The sequence below is a fragment of the Conservatibacter flavescens genome (genome assembly GCF_002795425.1).
GTDB lineage: Bacteria > Pseudomonadota > Gammaproteobacteria > Enterobacterales > Pasteurellaceae > Conservatibacter > Conservatibacter flavescens.
In genome coordinates this window covers 22,942-37,711 of sequence record NZ_PHHA01000026.1, presented here as the reverse complement: position 1 = coordinate 37,711, position 14,770 = coordinate 22,942, and the positions used below count along the sequence as shown (strand labels likewise).

Here is a 14,770-nt window from a genome sequence, read left to right as displayed (position 1 = left end):
CTTTTTAGCTTGCCATATTTAATAAACGTTCACGTTTCCATTTTTCAACTGTGAAAGTTTTAATGGTTAACGCATGAATTTCGCCTGTTGTAAAATAAGGCATTAAAGGGGCATAAATAGTTTGCTGCTGTTTTAATTTTGACAACGCAGCAATGTTATCATCTACAACGATAACACCAAAATGGGCATTCTCACCTTGAACATAAACTTCATCAAGATTGAGTGCTTGTTTTAGAATATTTTCGATTTCTTGGGTTTCCATGAACTCATTTCCACTTAGTTTGAAGCAAATAAAAACGGCTTAATCCAGGTAGATAAGCCAAATAAATCACTTAATGTAAACAACTGGGAAGGTGCACCGATTAGACGCACGTTTGTACCGACAGTTTGCACAGATTGACTATGTTGCAACAGTTCACATAAAAATGCAAATCCTGCGGAGTCAATTCGCGTAATTTGGCTTAAATCCCAATGAATATGTTTATTGGCAACAGCATGAGAAGCAAGAATAGTCTCGTGTTGTGACCATAAAGGTAACAAAGTATTACGTGAAAGTTCTCCAGATAACTGGAGAACGAGAGTATTTTCTTGAGATAGTGCTACCCATTGTAGCGACTGCTGATTAACTGACATTATTTACTCAGGGTAATAGGCGCATTTGCAGATTGTTGAATTTGAGCCGTTAAAGCATCAATTCCTTTTTGACGTAAAATGCTACTCCATTCATTTTGTTTGGTGACGACCATGCTAACACCTTCAGCAGCCATATCATAAGCTTGCCATTCGCCTGTTTTGCTATTTTTACGCCATTTAAAATCAAGTTTAATTGGTGGCTGATTACCACTATTAATCACATTAACACGAATGCTTACGATAGTTTTATCGCCAATATCTTTCGCTTTTTCAATCTCAATTTTTTGATCGCTATACATCGTCAGTACTTGAGCATACGCTTGCTCAATAAAATTACCAAATGCAGCAAAGAATTTTTCTCTTTGTTCAGGCGTAGTGGATTTAAAATGCGATCCTAATACTAAAGAACCTGCATAATTAACATGTACATAAGGCAAGAGATCTTGACGTACAATCGTACGTAAATAGTTAGGATCTTGTTTGATTTTAGCTTGGTTGGCTTTAATATCGCTAAATAGTTTGTCTGAGGCTTTTTGCATCAACACATAAGGGCTGTCCGCAGCAACGGCATTAAATGCGAAAAGTGCGGTAAAAATGACAACCGTTTTTGCAAACCATTTTTTTAAATTCATTTTAAACATATTTGTCTCCAATTGTGTTTTCCGAAAAATTACTGTGCTGTCTCTGCTTCAGTATTTTCTTTTTTCTCTTTATCGCCATATAAAAATTGGCCGATAAGATCTTCTAAAACCATAGCGGACGTGGTATCTAAGATTTGTGAGCCCTCTTTTAACATAGCGGTTTCACCATCATCAAACCCAATATTCAGTGCAATATATTGCTCACCTAATAAACCCGATGTTTTAATAGATAATGAACTTGTTTCAGGAATTTTATTGTATTCCGCATTAATTGCAATGTTTACTTTAGGTAAATAAGTTTTTTCATCTAAAGTAATATCAGTGACACGTCCAATCACAACGCCACCTATTTTGAGAGGCGCTCTGACTTTTAGTCCACCAATATTATCAAAAGTTGCGTAAATCTTGTAAGATTTAGACTCACTGAAACCTTGCACATTGGCAACTTTTAAACCGAGAAAAACTAAAGCGCTAATACCTAATAGCAAAAATAGTCCAACCCAAAATTCATATTTAATTGTTTGTCGCATAATTTATCCTACTAAAAAATCATTATTTTTGACCGCACTTTTAGCCACCAAACATCATGGCGGTTAATACAAAATCAAGCCCTAGTACAAGGAGTGAGGCGTGAACCACTGTACGGGTAGTCGCTTTACTAATTCCTTCTGAGGTCGGCACAGAGTCATAGCCATTAAATAGTGCTATCCAAACAACAGCAATGGCAAAACATACACTTTTAATAAAGCCATTTAGAATATCATATCCCCAAGTGACAGAATTTTGCATCACAGACCAAAAACTACCAGAATCGACACCTTTCCAATCAACACCCACAAGTGCGCCCCCCCAAATACCAATCGCAATAAAAATAAGGGATAAGAGTGGCATGGCAATAATCCCTGCCCAAAAACGAGGAGCAATGACCCGACGTAATGGGTCAACCGCCATCATTTCTAAACTAGAAAGTTGTTCGGTCGCTTTCATTAAGCCTATTTCTGCGGTTAAGGCAGAGCCTGCTCGTCCTGCAAATAAAAGTGCGGTGACAACAGGGCCTAATTCTCTTAATAGGGAAAGGGCAACCAATTGACCTAAGCTACTTTCCGCAGAAAAATCGACTAAAACGACATAACCTTGTAAGCCTAATACCATACCGATAAACAGACCAGATAGAAGTATAATCAGTAAGGATTGTACGCCTAATACGTGCAATTGCTTGATTAACAAGGGAAAGTGTTTACGAAATTGTGGCTTGCCAACTAGGGCGCCAAATAACATAAAACTCGCACGCCCCATTGCACGACAAAAATGGATTGCTTTACGTCCGAACGTAGAGATAGCTTGAATTATCATGTAAATAACTCCTCAATATAATCTTTCGCCGGATAATGGAATTGTACAGGACCGTCAGCTTCACCTTGTAAGAACTGTAATACTTGTGGATCTTGGCTTTTAAGTAATTGTTCTGCCGTACCCTCTGCAATCACGCGTTTGTCTGCCACAATATAGGCGTAATCGGCAATACTGAGTACCTCATTAACATCATGTGAAACCACGATAGAAGTGAGATTTAACGCCTGATTTAATCGCTTAATTAAGCTTAAAATGACCCCCATACTAATCGGGTCTTGCCCCGTAAAAGGTTCATCAAACATAATTAAATCCGGATCTAGGGCAATCGCTCGCGCGAGAGCAGCACGTCTAGCCATTCCGCCAGACAATTCTGAAGGCATAAGATCCGCCGCACCACGTAGCCCGACGGCTTCGAGTTTCATTAGAACGATTTTACGGATAAGCTTTTCAGGCAGCTGAGAATGCTCCCGAATCGGGAAAGCGACATTATCAAAGGTGGAAATGTCAGTAAATAAGGCACCGGATTGAAATAACATTCCCATACGTTGTCGAACTTTATATAAATCAGCATTGGACAGACGACAAATATCTTGACCATCAAATAGAATTTGGCCTGATTCAGGATAAAGTTGTCCCCCAATAAGTTTTAATAATGTTGTTTTACCAATACCTGAAGGCCCCATAATGGCGGTAATTTTGCCTTTTGGAAAGCACAAATTCAGATCTTGATAAATTGTGCGCGAACCGCGTTTAAAAGTGAGATTTTTCACTTCAATTAAATTCTCACTCATGATATTTCGTTCTCTGCATTGTGTTAAATAATGAACAATTTTATATAAAATAAAACGGCATACTCTATGAAATTTGTTTGAAAGTCAAATTTAACGGAAAAATTTACCGCACTTTTACCCTGCAAATAAGATTGTAATCTAATGTAATTGTTAATTTATTGTAATAAAAATATTAAATTTGATGAAGATCAAGAAGTTTTTTACTAATTATTTAGAGTTATTTTTGATTTAAATCTGAAAATGTGATCAATATACAATTTTTACTATTTTTTATCCGTATTTTTAGTAGTAGAATATCGCTCATTGAATTTATTTGCATAATAATCAAATGCCTATAGTTGAGTAATTTAGTTGGTTATTATGGAAATGTTTCAAAATCACTTAAGAAAATATTCTTAAGAATTATGGGGTGGTTACAAAGTAATCATTTATTAGCTTAATTAGCATGTACAAGGGGTTGAGAGATGTTAGACGTTGTTGAACTCTCGAGATTGCAGTTTGCGTTAACTGCGCTATATCACTTTTTGTTTGTGCCATTAACATTAGGGCTTTCTTTTATCCTTGTGATTATGGAAACCTTATATGTGGTAACAGATAAACAAGTGTATAAAGACATGACTAAATTCTGGGGTAAGTTATTTGCAATTAACTTTGCTTTAGGGGTAACAACTGGTATTACAATGGAATTCCAGTTTGGTACTAACTGGTCATATTATTCTCATTATGTTGGTGATGTGTTTGGGGCGCCATTAGCCATCGAAGCACTATTAGCTTTCTTCTTAGAATCGACTTTCTTTGGTTTATTCTTATTTGGTTGGAACCGTCTATCAAAGCGTCAACATCTAATATCGACATACTGTGTCGCTTTCGGTTCTAATTTGTCAGCAATGTGGATTCTTGTTGCAAACGGTTGGATGCAACACCCAGTGGCTTCGGAATTTAATTTTGAAACCATGCGAATGGAAATGACCAGCTTTATGGATCTTTGGTTAAATCCTACTGCGCAGGCAAAATTCTTACATACTTTATCAGCGGGTTATGTATCCGGAGCAATGTTTGTTTTAGCAATCAGTGCTTATTATATTTTGAAAGGCCGTGATCTTGGTTTTGCAAAACGTTCATTCTCAGTCGCTGCTACATTTGGCTTCATTTCTATTTTATCCGTCTTATTCATGGGTGACGAATCTGGATATGATATTGGCCGTGCGCAACCAGTAAAATTAGCTGCAATGGAAGGGGAGTTCCATACCCAGCCAGCACCAGCGAATTGGAATGTTGTGATTGTGCCGAATCAAGCTGAAATGAAAAATGATTTTGAATTCCAAATTCCATATATGGCAGGGATCATTGCAACACGTTCTTTAGATAAGGAAATTACCGGGTTAGTTGAATTACAAAAACAAAATGAAGAGCGTGTGCGTAACGGTATTGTTGCGTATGGTCTGCTTGAAAAACTGCGTGCGGGTCAAACAGATGACGTGACTAAAGCACAGTTTAAAGAAGCTTCAAAAGATCTTGGATTTGGCTTATTGTTAAAACGTTATACTGATAATGTTGTTGATGCAACAGAAGAGCAAATTAAGCAAGCTGCTGCCGATACCATTCCGAATGTAGGACCAACATTCTGGTCATTCCGTGTCATGATGGCTGCTGGTGGGTTATTATTATTGCTTATTGGATTTGCCTTTATTCAAAACTTACGTAATACCGTTGGTACTCGTCCGTTATTCTTAAAAGCCTTATTATGGGGGCTACCATTACCATGGATCGCAATTGAAAGTGGTTGGTTCTTAGCAGAATACGGCCGTCAACCATGGGCGATCTATGAAGTTTTACCTGTCGGAGTGGCAAACTCTTCATTATCAACAGGTGATTTATGGTTTGCAATCGGTTTACTCTGTGCGCTTTATACCCTCTTCCTTGTTGTAGAAATGTATTTAATGTTCAAATATGGTAGATTGGGTCCAAGTTCATTAAAAACCGGTCGCTACTATTTTGAACAATCATCTAAATAAGCAGGAGCCTAGTCATGATTGATTACGAATTTTTACGATTTATTTGGTGGGTGCTTATCGGCGTATTGCTTATTGGATTTGCAGTTACCGATGGTTTTGATATGGGCGTATTGAACCTATTGCCTTTTGCAGGTAAAAAGGAAGTGGAAAAACGCATCATGATCAATACCATTGCACCACACTGGGACGGCAACCAAGTTTGGTTGTTAACTGCCGGTGGTGCAATGTTTGCAGCATGGCCAACAGTTTATGCCACTTCTTTCTCCGGGTTTTTTATTGCGATGATTCTCGTACTCGCAGCCTTATTCTTTAGACCAGTAGGTTTCGAGTATCGCGCGAAAGTTGATAGCCCGACATGGCGTAAAGCTTGGGATATTGGCCTGTTTATTGGTGGATTTGTGCCATCATTAGTCTTTGGTGTTGCATTTGGTAACTTATTACAAGGTGTACCATTTGAGTTTAATAACTTAATGCAAGTGCAATATACTGGTGGATTCTTTGAATTACTCAATCCATTTGCATTGTTGTGTGGTTTAATCAGCGTATCCATGTTAACGACTCATGGCGCAGCATGGTTACAAATGAAAACCACTGATGAACTACGTGATCGCGCACGCGCAATTACTCAAGTAGGCGCATTCGCAACCTTAATTACGTTTGTGCTTGCTGGTGTGTGGCTATTATTTAAAGATGGTTTTGTGGTTAAATCTGTGATTGATACACAGGGGCCATCATCTCCATTGAATAAAGAAGTCGCTATCGAGGCAGCTGCATGGTTCAATAACTATAAAGCCGCACCGATACTTTACATTTTCCCTGCATTAGCAGTGGGTGGCGCATTGTTAAATATCCTAGCTTCAAAAGCTAATCGCTCTGGTTTTGCTTTCTTCTTCTCAGCATTAACTATGGCGGGGGTAATTTTAACAGCAGGCGTAGCAATGTTCCCATTCATCATGCCATCAATTACTCACCCGAATATGAGTTTATTGATGTGGGATGCGACATCAAGTGAATTAACCTTAAAGCTTATGTTTGGTCTAACCTTAATCTTTGTGGTAATTTTGTTATCTTATACAATCTGGGCATACTCTAAAATGTATGGACGTTTGGATAAAGATTATATTGAAGAGAACAAAACCTCATTATACTAAGGAGAGAAAATATGTTTTATGCAATTTGGGTATTTGGCGTTTTGTTAGCGATTATGTTATCAGTCGTCATTACTATCAGTATTGAAAAAACAGGTAAATTTGACGAGTAAAGGGAATGATGGATTCACTTTATCAATTCACAAATAAGGGTTCGTTACGAACCCTTTCACTTATTCTTGCCGTTGTGCTTACGGGATGTTTCTTCTTTAACATCAACGAATTTGCAACCCAGCTTCGCACGGTTAATCCGCTCATCGTATTACTTATTGTCTGGAGTAATGGCATTTTATGGATCCATGGAATTGGATTCACTTTCCGTTTTCTTTTATGGCAAATTCTATTTCACCCTGTCATTGGCTGGATAGTGGGAACTATTTCTCTTATTTGGGGTCTATTAATGTGATGAAAGATAAATGAGCTAAGTGTCCTTAAGTTTTTTTGTTGTTTACCATACTTAGGGACTTGCTTATTGATTATACTCTCACTACAATAGCGCCAAAATCAGCCTGTTTATTTTAATGATTAAAATAACTTGCAGAGATTAAGAGAAAAGAAAGTCATGACAACGTTAACACAATCTATATTTTGTTTTCCTGTTCGAGTGTATTATGAAGATACCGATGCAGGTGGGGTCGTTTATCATGCGCGTTATCTACATTTTTTTGAGCGTGCAAGAACGGAATATTTAAGAACGCTTTCTTTTTCTCAGCAAGCAATATTGAATCAAGAGCAAATTGCTTTTGTTGTGCGTAATATGACCATTGATTTCCGATTAGCGGCAAAATTAGACGATCTACTGACTGTCGAAACGCAAATCGGAGCATTAAAGGGCGCTACGATTATATTTGAGCAAACCTTGAAAAAAGAAGAGGTTATCTTATGTAAAGCCACCGTCAAAGTGGCTTCTGTTGATCTTGGGAAAATGAAACCTGTTGCTATTCCAGAGGGAATAAAAACAGCCTTATTGACCCATAAATTTGAATAAAATAGACACTTCAACGGAGTATTTAATGTCTAGTGAATTAAACTTTTTAGAGTTATTTCTAAAAGCCAGTATTGTTGTCCAACTTGTGATTGTTGTTTTAATTCTTTTCTCGGTGATTTCTTGGGCAATTATTATTCAGCGTAGTCGCATTTTAACCCGTGCGCTCAAAGATTCGACAACCTTTGAAGATCGCTTTTGGTCAGGAGAGGATTTAAATAAACTCTATGAAGGATTGTCTAATCGCCGTGATGGTTTAGCGGGGAGTGAACAAATTTTTTATGTGGGCTTTAAGGAGTTTTCTCGCTTAAAACAAGCAAATCCAGATGCACCGGAATCTATTATTCAGGGGAGTTCTCGTGCGATGAATTTAGCAATGAACCGTGAAATCGAAGGCCTTGAAACAAGTGTGCCTTTTTTAGCCACAGTCGCATCTATCAGCCCGTACATCGGGTTATTTGGAACGGTTTGGGGGATTATGCATGCCTTCATGGCGTTAAGTAGCGCGAAACAGGCAACATTACAAATGGTTGCACCAGGTATTGCTGAAGCATTAATTGCAACCGCAATCGGCCTATTTGCCGCGATTCCTGCTGTAATGGCATACAATCGCTTGAGTTTGCGTGTGAATAAACTTGAACAAAATTACGGTAATTTTATCGACGAGTTTACAACGATCTTACACCGTCAGGTATTTGCGCAACAAAAAAATAGCTAAAAATATCCTGATATTATAACCGCACTTTTTGAAATCTGTTGCATAAAGTGCGGTCTGTTTTTTCGAAGAATTTAAGAGGAAAATATGTCTTATCGCCGTAAACGTCGGGACATGAAATCAGAAATTAACATCGTGCCTTTCCTTGATGTATTGTTGGTGTTGCTATTAATTTTTATGGCAACAGCACCAATTATCAGCCAAAGTGTGCAAGTAGAATTACCTGATTCTGTGGACAGCCAAAACGTATCAAATGAAGATAAAACCCCAGTTATTTTAGAAGTATCAGGTATTGGTCAATATAGTTTATCTGTTGGTGGTGAACGAACAGAAGGATTGACAGAAGGCATGGTGACACAAATGTCAAAAGAGTTGTTTGAACAAGACAACAACACAACTTTTTTAGTTGGTGGTGCGAAAGATGTACCTTATGAAGAAGTGATTAAAGCGCTTAATCTTCTTCATTTAGCAGGGGTAAAATCTGTCGGCTTAATGACAAACCCAATTTAATTGTGATGCAACAATAGGAAAGATTGTGCAGAATAAAGAACAAAAGAAATTCAAAAGTGCTGTTTTGACTTCTGTTATCTTGCATATCATCTTGTTTGGCTTACTCATTTTAGGCTCACTTTATACTAAAATTGAGGTGATGGGGGGCGGCGAAGGTGATGGCGATGTGATGGGAGCTGTCATGGTGGATACAGGGGCTGCCGCTGCAGAATGGGGACGCATTCAACAGCAGAAAAAAGGGCAAACTGAACCAGCTAAAAAGCAACCGGAGCCAGAGCCAACAGATGATAAGGCCGAGCTTGAGCAACAACGCCAAGAAGCTTTGGAGAGACAACGTCAGGAAGAAGCACAGCGTCGCATGGAACAAGAACGTCAAAGACAGCTGGCTGAACAACAAAAAGCGCAAGCAGAAAAAGCAAAAGAAGAAGCGTTGAAACAGAAGCAGTTAGCAGAGGAAGCCGCTGCTAAAAAAGCGGCTGAAGCGGCCAAGTTGAAAGCAGAGGCTGAAGCTAAACGTTTAGCCGCTGCAGCTAAACAAGCAGAGGAAGAAGCCAAAGCGAAAGCAGCAGCTGAAAAGCGTAAAGCAGAACAGGAAAAAGCTGCACAAGAAAAAGCGAAAGCAGAAGCAGATGCGAAAGCAAAAGCAGAGCGTGAAGCTAAGGCGAAAGCTGAAGCTGAGGCAAAAGCAAAAGCCGAACGTGAAGCTAAAGCGAAAGCTGAGGCAGAGGCGAAGGCAAAAGCCGAGCGTGAAGCCAAAGCAAAAGCGGAGGCTAAGGCGAAAGCCGAACGTGAAGCTAAAGCAAAAGCCGAAGCTGCAGCAAAACGTAAAGCGGAACAAGCGGCATTAGATGACTTTCTAAATGGTGGAGAAATAGGTGGAGGTAGCGCTTCACGAGGTGGGAACGCGAATAAACAAGGTTCGGCCGGGAGTGGTGCTGGCGCGGGAACAGGCAATGGTGGACGAACAGGTGACCAATATGCCGGAGTGATCAAGCGTGAGATTCAGCGACGCTTTTTGAAAGATCCGAGTTTTGCGGGCAAAGTGTGTAGTATTCGTATCACATTACAGCGCGATGGTACTATCTCTAATTACCAAAGAGTTTCAGGACCAGATGACATTTGTAGTGCAGCGATGAGTGCAGTGGCAAGGACTAAAAAAGTGCCAGCCGCACCATCAGATGAAATTTATAGCCGATATAAAACACCAATTATTGATTTTGATATTAAATAATTTTTGGTTTATAGTGGTAATGTCGTAAATCCAACATAGGGGTTAACAATGAAATTATTTACTCGTTTATCGAGTTTATTGGCAGTATTTATACTGTTTATCTCAAATATCGTTCAAGCAGAAGTGCGTATTGTCATTGACGAAGGTGTTGATGGCGCTCGCCCTATTGCGGTGGTGCCGTTTAAATGGAATGGTCCAGGTAGTGCGCCAGCAAATGTAGGTGAAATTGTTGCAGCGGATCTACGGAATAGTGGAAAATTTAATCCTATTGCTGTTAACAGAATGCCACAACAGCCAACTTCTGCAGCGGAAGTTACACCGGATGCTTGGGCTGCATTAGGCATTGATGCCATTGTGGTGGGACAAGTCACCCCATCTGGTAATGGTTATAGTATCGCGTATCAACTTGTGGATACCGTTGGCGCAACAGGAACACCTGGCGCGGTTCTGTCTCAAAATCAATATACCGTAACACCACAGTGGATCAGATATGGTGCTCATACAGTCAGTGACGAGGTGTTTGAAAAACTGACTGCAATTAAGGGTGCATTTAGAACGCGTATTGCTTATGTGGTACAAAAAAATAATGGTTCTTATGAACTACGTGTTTCTGATTATGATGGCTATAACCAGTTTGTTGTAAATCGTAGTGCTCAGCCTTTAATGTCACCGGCGTGGTCTCCAGATGGTAAACGTTTAGCTTATGTGACATTTGAGAATAAAAAATCGCAATTGGTGATTCAAGATTTAAAATCTGGTGCGCGTAAAGTTGCAGCTTCTTTTAAGGGGCATAATGGTGCGCCGGCATTCTCGCCAGATGGTACACGTTTGGCATTTTCATCTAGTAAAGATGGCTTGTTGAATATTTATGTAATGAATTTGGGTAGTGGGCAAACAACGCAATTGACGAGTGGTGCGGGGAATAATACGGAACCAAGCTGGTCGCCGGATAGCGGAACGATATTGTTCACATCCGATAGAGGCGGTTCACCGCAAGTTTATCAAATGAGCTCATCTGGTGGTGGAGCATCATTGGTAGGCACTGGTGGTCGCAGTTTTAGTGGCAAAATTTCAGACGACGGTAAAACATTAATCATGGTGTCAGGTGACAACCTTGTTAAAAAAGATATGACAACGGGCGTTACCGAAGTGCTTAGCTCGACTTTCCTTGATGAAAGCCCAAGCTTTTCACCAAATGGTATTATGGTTATTTATAGCTCTACACAAGGCGTAGGAAAGGTGCTACAATTAGTGTCCGCAGACGGACGCTTTAAAGCTCGGTTGCCAGGAAATGATGGGCAAGTTAAATTCCCTGCTTGGTCACCATATCTTAATCAAAACTAAGGAAATTTAAATGAAAAAATTCGCTAAAGTATTATTTGTAGCTCCAGCACTTTTATTAGCTGCTTGTAGCTCATCTTCTAACAACGCAGATGCTAACGCAACTGGTGCAAATAACGGTCAAACCTTTGGCGGTTATTCTGTACAAGATTTACAACAACGTTACAACACCGTTTATTTCGGTTTTGATAAATATGATGTTGCTGGCGAAAACGCACAATTATTAGATGCTCACGCAGCATATTTAGTTGCAACTCCAGCATCTAAAGTTGTTATCGAAGGTCACACTGATGAGCGTGGTACGCCTGAGTACAATATCGCATTAGGTCAACGTCGTGCTGATGCTGTACAATCTTATTTATCAGCTAAAGGTGTAAATGGCCAAACTTCAACTGTTTCTTTCGGTGAAGAAAAACCAGCAGTATTAGGTCACACTGAAGCAGACTACGCGAAAAACCGTCGTGCAGTATTAGCATACTAATTATAGCTTAACTGCATATATAAGACCGAATAGGGAAACCTGTTCGGTTTTTTTTGGTTTGACGTTAGAAAAATGGGGGCAGTTCTCCTTTTTAAGTGCATGGGAGAAGCATTGTTGATGACTATTCAAACAAATAAACTAAAAATATAAAATTTTGATTGATTATTAAAATAAAATCAGTATTATAGTGCCTCGTTACAAAGCAGTAGCAAATCTAATGGGTCGTTAGCTCAGTCGGTAGAGCAGCGGACTTTTAATCCGTTGGTCGAAGGTTCGAATCCTTCACGACCCACCACTTAGATAAACCATCCATGATGGGTCGTTAGCTCAGTCGGTAGAGCAGCGGACTTTTAATCCGTTGGTCGAAGGTTCGAATCCTTCACGACCCACCACTTAGATGACCATACTTGATGGGTCGTTAGCTCAGTCGGTAGAGCAGCGGACTTTTAATCCGTTGGTCGAAGGTTCGAATCCTTCACGACCCACCATCTCAATAAATTTTACTCATTGTCAGTCCAAGTATCCTATTAGTCTGTATGGCTTTTGGCTTTATGGATAAGTGCGGTCATTTTTGACAAAAATTTTAGATATTTTTTTCTATTTTGCGATCACGTTCTCAAAGTTTAATGCCTTTTGCTTGATTCGTTTTCTTTCTTCTCTATTACTGCGTAAAGTGCGGTGTAAAAAGGAAAAGTTTATGGCAAAAGGGTTTACATTGTTAGAAATATTAGTTGCTTTATTAATTTTAAGCGTGACAGCTTTAATGACACTACCTGTTTGGCAAAGATCCAATGAACAAATGATCTTAGTAAAAGAACAGCATAAATTACAATTATTCTTGCGAAAAATTCAAAGCCGCGCAGAAAACTCATCAGATATTTGGTTTATCGTCGCTAATCGTGATTTAGCCCAACAACAGTGGTGTTTAACGGCTCAAATTAAACACACACAAATTTGTGATTGTTTAAACCCTAATACTTGTCCCAACGAAGTATCCGCACAATACTATTATCCTTATTTTGCAGACAAAACGATGCTAATCAGTAAAAAATATTTTCCACAAGAGCTTAGTCGCTTTAATGGCATGCGAGATACTTTATCAACCATCTGCTTTGTATTACAAGCAGGCTCAAGTCGCAGTGTTTTTTCGTTATTTAATGTGGGAAGTGTGAAATTAAAAGACTATCAGTCTCAAAGTGCATGTGTATCGGGGTAAATATGAATTATCGGATATATAAAGGGCAAACATTATTAGAATTAATGATCACACTGGCCTTGTCAGCATTTTTATTACTTATGATACTCAGTTTTTATAGCCAAAGCCAACGGCAAAATCAGCACATACTTTTACAGCTACAATTACAATCAGAAATACATAAAATGCTACAGTTAATGGGGAAAGATCTCAGACGAGCAGGTTTTCGCGCAAGTCATGCAAGAGTGTTAGAAAGTGAGCTAGGCAATAATTTTTTTCTCTTTGAACAAGAAGGGCGACACAAAAGTATTGCGATTCACGCCATGTCACAAGCAGAAAAGAACTGCGTATTGTTTTTTTATGATGGTAATGCTGATGGTTGTTTAGGAAAACATAAATCGGGAATTTGCTTAGATGGGGCGAGTAATGCTACGGCTAATATTCAACAAGAGCTATTTGGTTATCGTTTAGTCAATAATATGTTGCAGACACGCGCCACATATCGCAATAGTGTTAATCAACAATGTCAACAACAAGAATGTCGATCTTATTTAGAAGCCGCAGCCTGTACAGCAAATAGTGGGTGGACAGCATTATTAGACGAACAGGATTATGTCATCGATAGCTTACATTTTGCTTGGCAAGGTGAAAAGGGAGTGGAAATACAATTATCAGGGTACCTAAAAGCACAGCCTGACATTCATTATGAAACAAGCATGCTCGTCCCTCTGTTAAATGAATAAAAGGAACTGCAATGAAACGATATTATTCCGGTATGATGACATTAAATTTATTAATGTTATTGAGTGGTTTTTTAATGTTAATGATATTGTTTGATGATGATGTTTTACGCTTACAGATGAATTTAGTTGCACAACGGAGTTTATATGCACAAAACAACGCCACACTTCAACAGCAAAGTCAAACACAAGGGCAATTACAGTGTGAAAATTTATCCCTGAATTTATCTACGCATGTTGAACAAATTTCCTTTGAACAACAGATTTTTCAAGGTGGAGTAAAGCATTTTATTTGGTGTGAACGACAAAGTTTATTTAAAAGGCAGCCTCGTCAAGGGATCTTAGAAAATACACTAGAATCCTATATCAACACAGATATTTTCCCCATATTTGCGCAGGACTTGGCAGCACAATCTCAGATAGAAAAGCTTTATTGGTTTTCAGAAACCAATACTGAATTTGAATTAACAGGTAATGTACGCGGGATTATTGTTGCACAAGGTAATCTCAGGCTAACGGGGAAAGGCGAATTTCGAGGGGCGATAATTACCGGTGGAAAATTACAATATCCTGACACGATTCGTATTGCGTATAACAGCCGAACTGTGAGTTCGTTAGTGAAATATTTTAGTCGTTGGCGTTTAGCGGAGAAAAGTTGGCATGATTTTACCCCTGCATAAAGGCATGAGCCTTGTTTCACTTCTTATTACATTGACGATATTTAGCGGTTTATTTTTTGTGATTCACCAATGGAGTGCTACACAACGAAAAAGTGCGGTCAAAACCTATCAACATTATCAAGGAGTACAGATCGCGGAAAATCAGCTACAACGCCAATGGATAGGTTTACCTTGTCAGCACACCATAAGACAAAATGCAATCAAATTTGAAGTAAGTTGTGAACAAACTAAAGTTACAGTTCGTTTTCCTGTGGGAGAAGTAGTGCTAGAACGGAGGGAATAAGGTAAAATAATCTGTATCGCCAATCTTG

Annotated in this window: 20 protein-coding genes and 3 tRNA genes; 17 read left to right on the top strand and 6 right to left on the bottom strand. The window is 39.0% G+C overall.

What is annotated here, in order from left to right:
• Positions 1 to 4 precede the first annotated feature (4 nt).
• From CVP05_RS10145 to mlaF, 6 genes are read right to left on the bottom strand one after another with little or no spacing between them, the layout of a single operon-like run.
• Positions 5 to 262: a BolA family protein gene (locus CVP05_RS10145; RefSeq protein WP_100289454.1), complete on the bottom strand. Its 258-nt coding sequence runs from the start codon at positions 260 to 262 to the stop codon at positions 5 to 7.
• A gap of 14 nt (positions 263 to 276) precedes the next feature.
• Complete coding sequence (locus CVP05_RS10140; RefSeq protein WP_100289453.1) at positions 277 to 633, bottom strand: STAS domain-containing protein; 357 nt, start codon at positions 631 to 633, stop codon at positions 277 to 279.
• Positions 633 to 1,274, bottom strand: a complete 642-nt coding sequence (gene mlaC, locus CVP05_RS10135) for a phospholipid-binding protein MlaC (RefSeq protein WP_100289452.1) — start codon at positions 1,272 to 1,274, stop codon at positions 633 to 635. Before mlaC ends, CVP05_RS10140 begins: the two co-directional genes overlap by 1 nt.
• Before the next feature lie 29 nt (positions 1,275 to 1,303).
• On the bottom strand, positions 1,304 to 1,804 hold the full coding sequence (gene mlaD / locus CVP05_RS10130; protein ID WP_100289451.1) for an outer membrane lipid asymmetry maintenance protein MlaD: 501 nt from the start codon (positions 1,802 to 1,804) through the stop codon (positions 1,304 to 1,306).
• Between the two features lie 40 nt (positions 1,805 to 1,844).
• On the bottom strand, positions 1,845 to 2,627 hold the full coding sequence (gene mlaE, locus CVP05_RS10125; protein ID WP_100289450.1) for a lipid asymmetry maintenance ABC transporter permease subunit MlaE: 783 nt from the start codon (positions 2,625 to 2,627) through the stop codon (positions 1,845 to 1,847).
• Entirely contained in the window at positions 2,624 to 3,418 is a 795-nt protein-coding gene (mlaF, locus tag CVP05_RS10120; protein ID WP_100289449.1) for a phospholipid ABC transporter ATP-binding protein MlaF, read from the bottom strand. The genes mlaE and mlaF overlap by 4 nt, the downstream gene beginning before the upstream one ends.
• A 464-nt stretch (positions 3,419 to 3,882) precedes the next feature.
• Between mlaF and CVP05_RS10115 the strand changes: the two genes are divergently transcribed.
• The 17 genes from CVP05_RS10115 (at position 3,883) to CVP05_RS10035 (ending at position 14,742) form a co-directional block, all read left to right on the top strand.
• Complete coding sequence (locus CVP05_RS10115; RefSeq protein WP_100289448.1) at positions 3,883 to 5,433, top strand: cytochrome ubiquinol oxidase subunit I; 1,551 nt, start codon at positions 3,883 to 3,885, stop codon at positions 5,431 to 5,433.
• Positions 5,434 to 5,447: 14 nt separating this feature from the next.
• A complete protein-coding gene (gene cydB / locus CVP05_RS10110; RefSeq protein WP_100289447.1) occupies positions 5,448 to 6,584 on the top strand; it encodes a cytochrome d ubiquinol oxidase subunit II in 1,137 nt (378 codons plus the stop codon).
• Positions 6,585 to 6,595: 11 nt separating this feature from the next.
• Complete coding sequence (locus CVP05_RS10105; protein WP_100289446.1) at positions 6,596 to 6,694, top strand: cytochrome bd oxidase small subunit, CydX/CbdX family; 99 nt, start codon at positions 6,596 to 6,598, stop codon at positions 6,692 to 6,694.
• Between the two features lie 5 nt (positions 6,695 to 6,699).
• Positions 6,700 to 6,987, top strand: coding sequence for a cyd operon protein YbgE (gene ybgE, locus CVP05_RS10100; RefSeq protein WP_100289445.1), 288 nt, complete (start codon positions 6,700 to 6,702; stop codon positions 6,985 to 6,987).
• A 156-nt stretch (positions 6,988 to 7,143) separates the two neighbouring features.
• Positions 7,144 to 7,569 (top strand): tol-pal system-associated acyl-CoA thioesterase, encoded by a 426-nt coding sequence (gene ybgC / locus CVP05_RS10095; protein WP_100289444.1) that lies wholly within the window; start codon positions 7,144 to 7,146, stop codon positions 7,567 to 7,569.
• 25 nt (positions 7,570 to 7,594) lie between these two features.
• Positions 7,595 to 8,284, top strand: coding sequence for a protein TolQ (gene tolQ / locus CVP05_RS10090; protein WP_100289443.1), 690 nt, complete (start codon positions 7,595 to 7,597; stop codon positions 8,282 to 8,284).
• 84 nt (positions 8,285 to 8,368) lie between these two features.
• On the top strand, positions 8,369 to 8,791 hold the full coding sequence (tolR, locus tag CVP05_RS10085) for a colicin uptake protein TolR (RefSeq protein ID WP_100289442.1): 423 nt from the start codon (positions 8,369 to 8,371) through the stop codon (positions 8,789 to 8,791).
• Between the two features lie 25 nt (positions 8,792 to 8,816).
• Positions 8,817 to 10,022 (top strand): cell envelope integrity protein TolA, encoded by a 1,206-nt coding sequence (tolA, locus tag CVP05_RS10080; RefSeq protein ID WP_100289441.1) that lies wholly within the window; start codon positions 8,817 to 8,819, stop codon positions 10,020 to 10,022.
• Positions 10,023 to 10,070: 48 nt separating this feature from the next.
• Positions 10,071 to 11,366: a Tol-Pal system beta propeller repeat protein TolB gene (gene tolB / locus CVP05_RS10075; protein ID WP_100289440.1), complete on the top strand. Its 1,296-nt coding sequence runs from the start codon at positions 10,071 to 10,073 to the stop codon at positions 11,364 to 11,366.
• 10 nt (positions 11,367 to 11,376) lie between these two features.
• On the top strand, positions 11,377 to 11,844 hold the full coding sequence (pal, locus tag CVP05_RS10070) for a peptidoglycan-associated lipoprotein Pal (RefSeq protein WP_100289439.1): 468 nt from the start codon (positions 11,377 to 11,379) through the stop codon (positions 11,842 to 11,844).
• Between the two features lie 219 nt (positions 11,845 to 12,063).
• Positions 12,064 to 12,139, top strand: a tRNA-Lys gene (locus CVP05_RS10065).
• 21 nt (positions 12,140 to 12,160) lie between these two features.
• Positions 12,161 to 12,236: transfer RNA gene (locus CVP05_RS10060), tRNA-Lys, on the top strand.
• Positions 12,237 to 12,256: 20 nt separating this feature from the next.
• Positions 12,257 to 12,332 (top strand) — tRNA-Lys (locus CVP05_RS10055).
• Between the two features lie 209 nt (positions 12,333 to 12,541).
• Positions 12,542 to 13,060: a type II secretion system protein gene (locus tag CVP05_RS10050; protein WP_100289438.1), complete on the top strand. Its 519-nt coding sequence runs from the start codon at positions 12,542 to 12,544 to the stop codon at positions 13,058 to 13,060.
• A gap of 2 nt (positions 13,061 to 13,062) precedes the next feature.
• Positions 13,063 to 13,782 (top strand): PulJ/GspJ family protein, encoded by a 720-nt coding sequence (locus tag CVP05_RS10045; RefSeq protein WP_243389235.1) that lies wholly within the window; start codon positions 13,063 to 13,065, stop codon positions 13,780 to 13,782.
• 11 nt (positions 13,783 to 13,793) lie between these two features.
• Positions 13,794 to 14,459: a DUF2572 family protein gene (locus tag CVP05_RS10040; protein ID WP_100289436.1), complete on the top strand. Its 666-nt coding sequence runs from the start codon at positions 13,794 to 13,796 to the stop codon at positions 14,457 to 14,459.
• Positions 14,440 to 14,742, top strand: coding sequence for a DUF5374 domain-containing protein (locus CVP05_RS10035; protein ID WP_100289435.1), 303 nt, complete (start codon positions 14,440 to 14,442; stop codon positions 14,740 to 14,742). The genes CVP05_RS10040 and CVP05_RS10035 overlap by 20 nt, the downstream gene beginning before the upstream one ends.
• Positions 14,743 to 14,770 lie beyond the last annotated feature (28 nt).

Excerpts from the sequence above, each read along its gene's own strand:
- CVP05_RS10035 (WP_100289435.1), top strand. The coding sequence starts at position 14,440 with ATGATTTTACCCCTGCATAAAGGCATGAGCCTTGTTTCACTTCTTATT.
- ybgE (WP_100289445.1), top strand. The coding sequence starts at position 6,700 with ATGATGGATTCACTTTATCAATTCACAAATAAGGGTTCGTTACGAACC.
- tolQ (WP_100289443.1), top strand. The coding sequence starts at position 7,595 with ATGTCTAGTGAATTAAACTTTTTAGAGTTATTTCTAAAAGCCAGTATT.
- CVP05_RS10050 (WP_100289438.1), top strand. The coding sequence starts at position 12,542 with ATGGCAAAAGGGTTTACATTGTTAGAAATATTAGTTGCTTTATTAATT.
- CVP05_RS10145 (WP_100289454.1), bottom strand. The coding sequence starts at position 262 with ATGGAAACCCAAGAAATCGAAAATATTCTAAAACAAGCACTCAATCTT.
- mlaF (WP_100289449.1), bottom strand. The coding sequence starts at position 3,418 with ATGAGTGAGAATTTAATTGAAGTGAAAAATCTCACTTTTAAACGCGGT.
- cydB (WP_100289447.1), top strand. The coding sequence starts at position 5,448 with ATGATTGATTACGAATTTTTACGATTTATTTGGTGGGTGCTTATCGGC.
- CVP05_RS10140 (WP_100289453.1), bottom strand. The coding sequence starts at position 633 with ATGTCAGTTAATCAGCAGTCGCTACAATGGGTAGCACTATCTCAAGAA.
- mlaD (WP_100289451.1), bottom strand. The coding sequence starts at position 1,804 with ATGCGACAAACAATTAAATATGAATTTTGGGTTGGACTATTTTTGCTA.
- CVP05_RS10115 (WP_100289448.1), top strand. The coding sequence starts at position 3,883 with ATGTTAGACGTTGTTGAACTCTCGAGATTGCAGTTTGCGTTAACTGCG.
- CVP05_RS10040 (WP_100289436.1), top strand. The coding sequence starts at position 13,794 with ATGAAACGATATTATTCCGGTATGATGACATTAAATTTATTAATGTTA.
- CVP05_RS10045 (WP_243389235.1), top strand. The coding sequence starts at position 13,063 with ATGAATTATCGGATATATAAAGGGCAAACATTATTAGAATTAATGATC.
- mlaE (WP_100289450.1), bottom strand. The coding sequence starts at position 2,627 with ATGATAATTCAAGCTATCTCTACGTTCGGACGTAAAGCAATCCATTTT.
- tolB (WP_100289440.1), top strand. The coding sequence starts at position 10,071 with ATGAAATTATTTACTCGTTTATCGAGTTTATTGGCAGTATTTATACTG.
- tolR (WP_100289442.1), top strand. The coding sequence starts at position 8,369 with ATGTCTTATCGCCGTAAACGTCGGGACATGAAATCAGAAATTAACATC.
- mlaC (WP_100289452.1), bottom strand. The coding sequence starts at position 1,274 with ATGTTTAAAATGAATTTAAAAAAATGGTTTGCAAAAACGGTTGTCATT.
- CVP05_RS10105 (WP_100289446.1), top strand. The coding sequence starts at position 6,596 with ATGTTTTATGCAATTTGGGTATTTGGCGTTTTGTTAGCGATTATGTTA.
- pal (WP_100289439.1), top strand. The coding sequence starts at position 11,377 with ATGAAAAAATTCGCTAAAGTATTATTTGTAGCTCCAGCACTTTTATTA.
- ybgC (WP_100289444.1), top strand. The coding sequence starts at position 7,144 with ATGACAACGTTAACACAATCTATATTTTGTTTTCCTGTTCGAGTGTAT.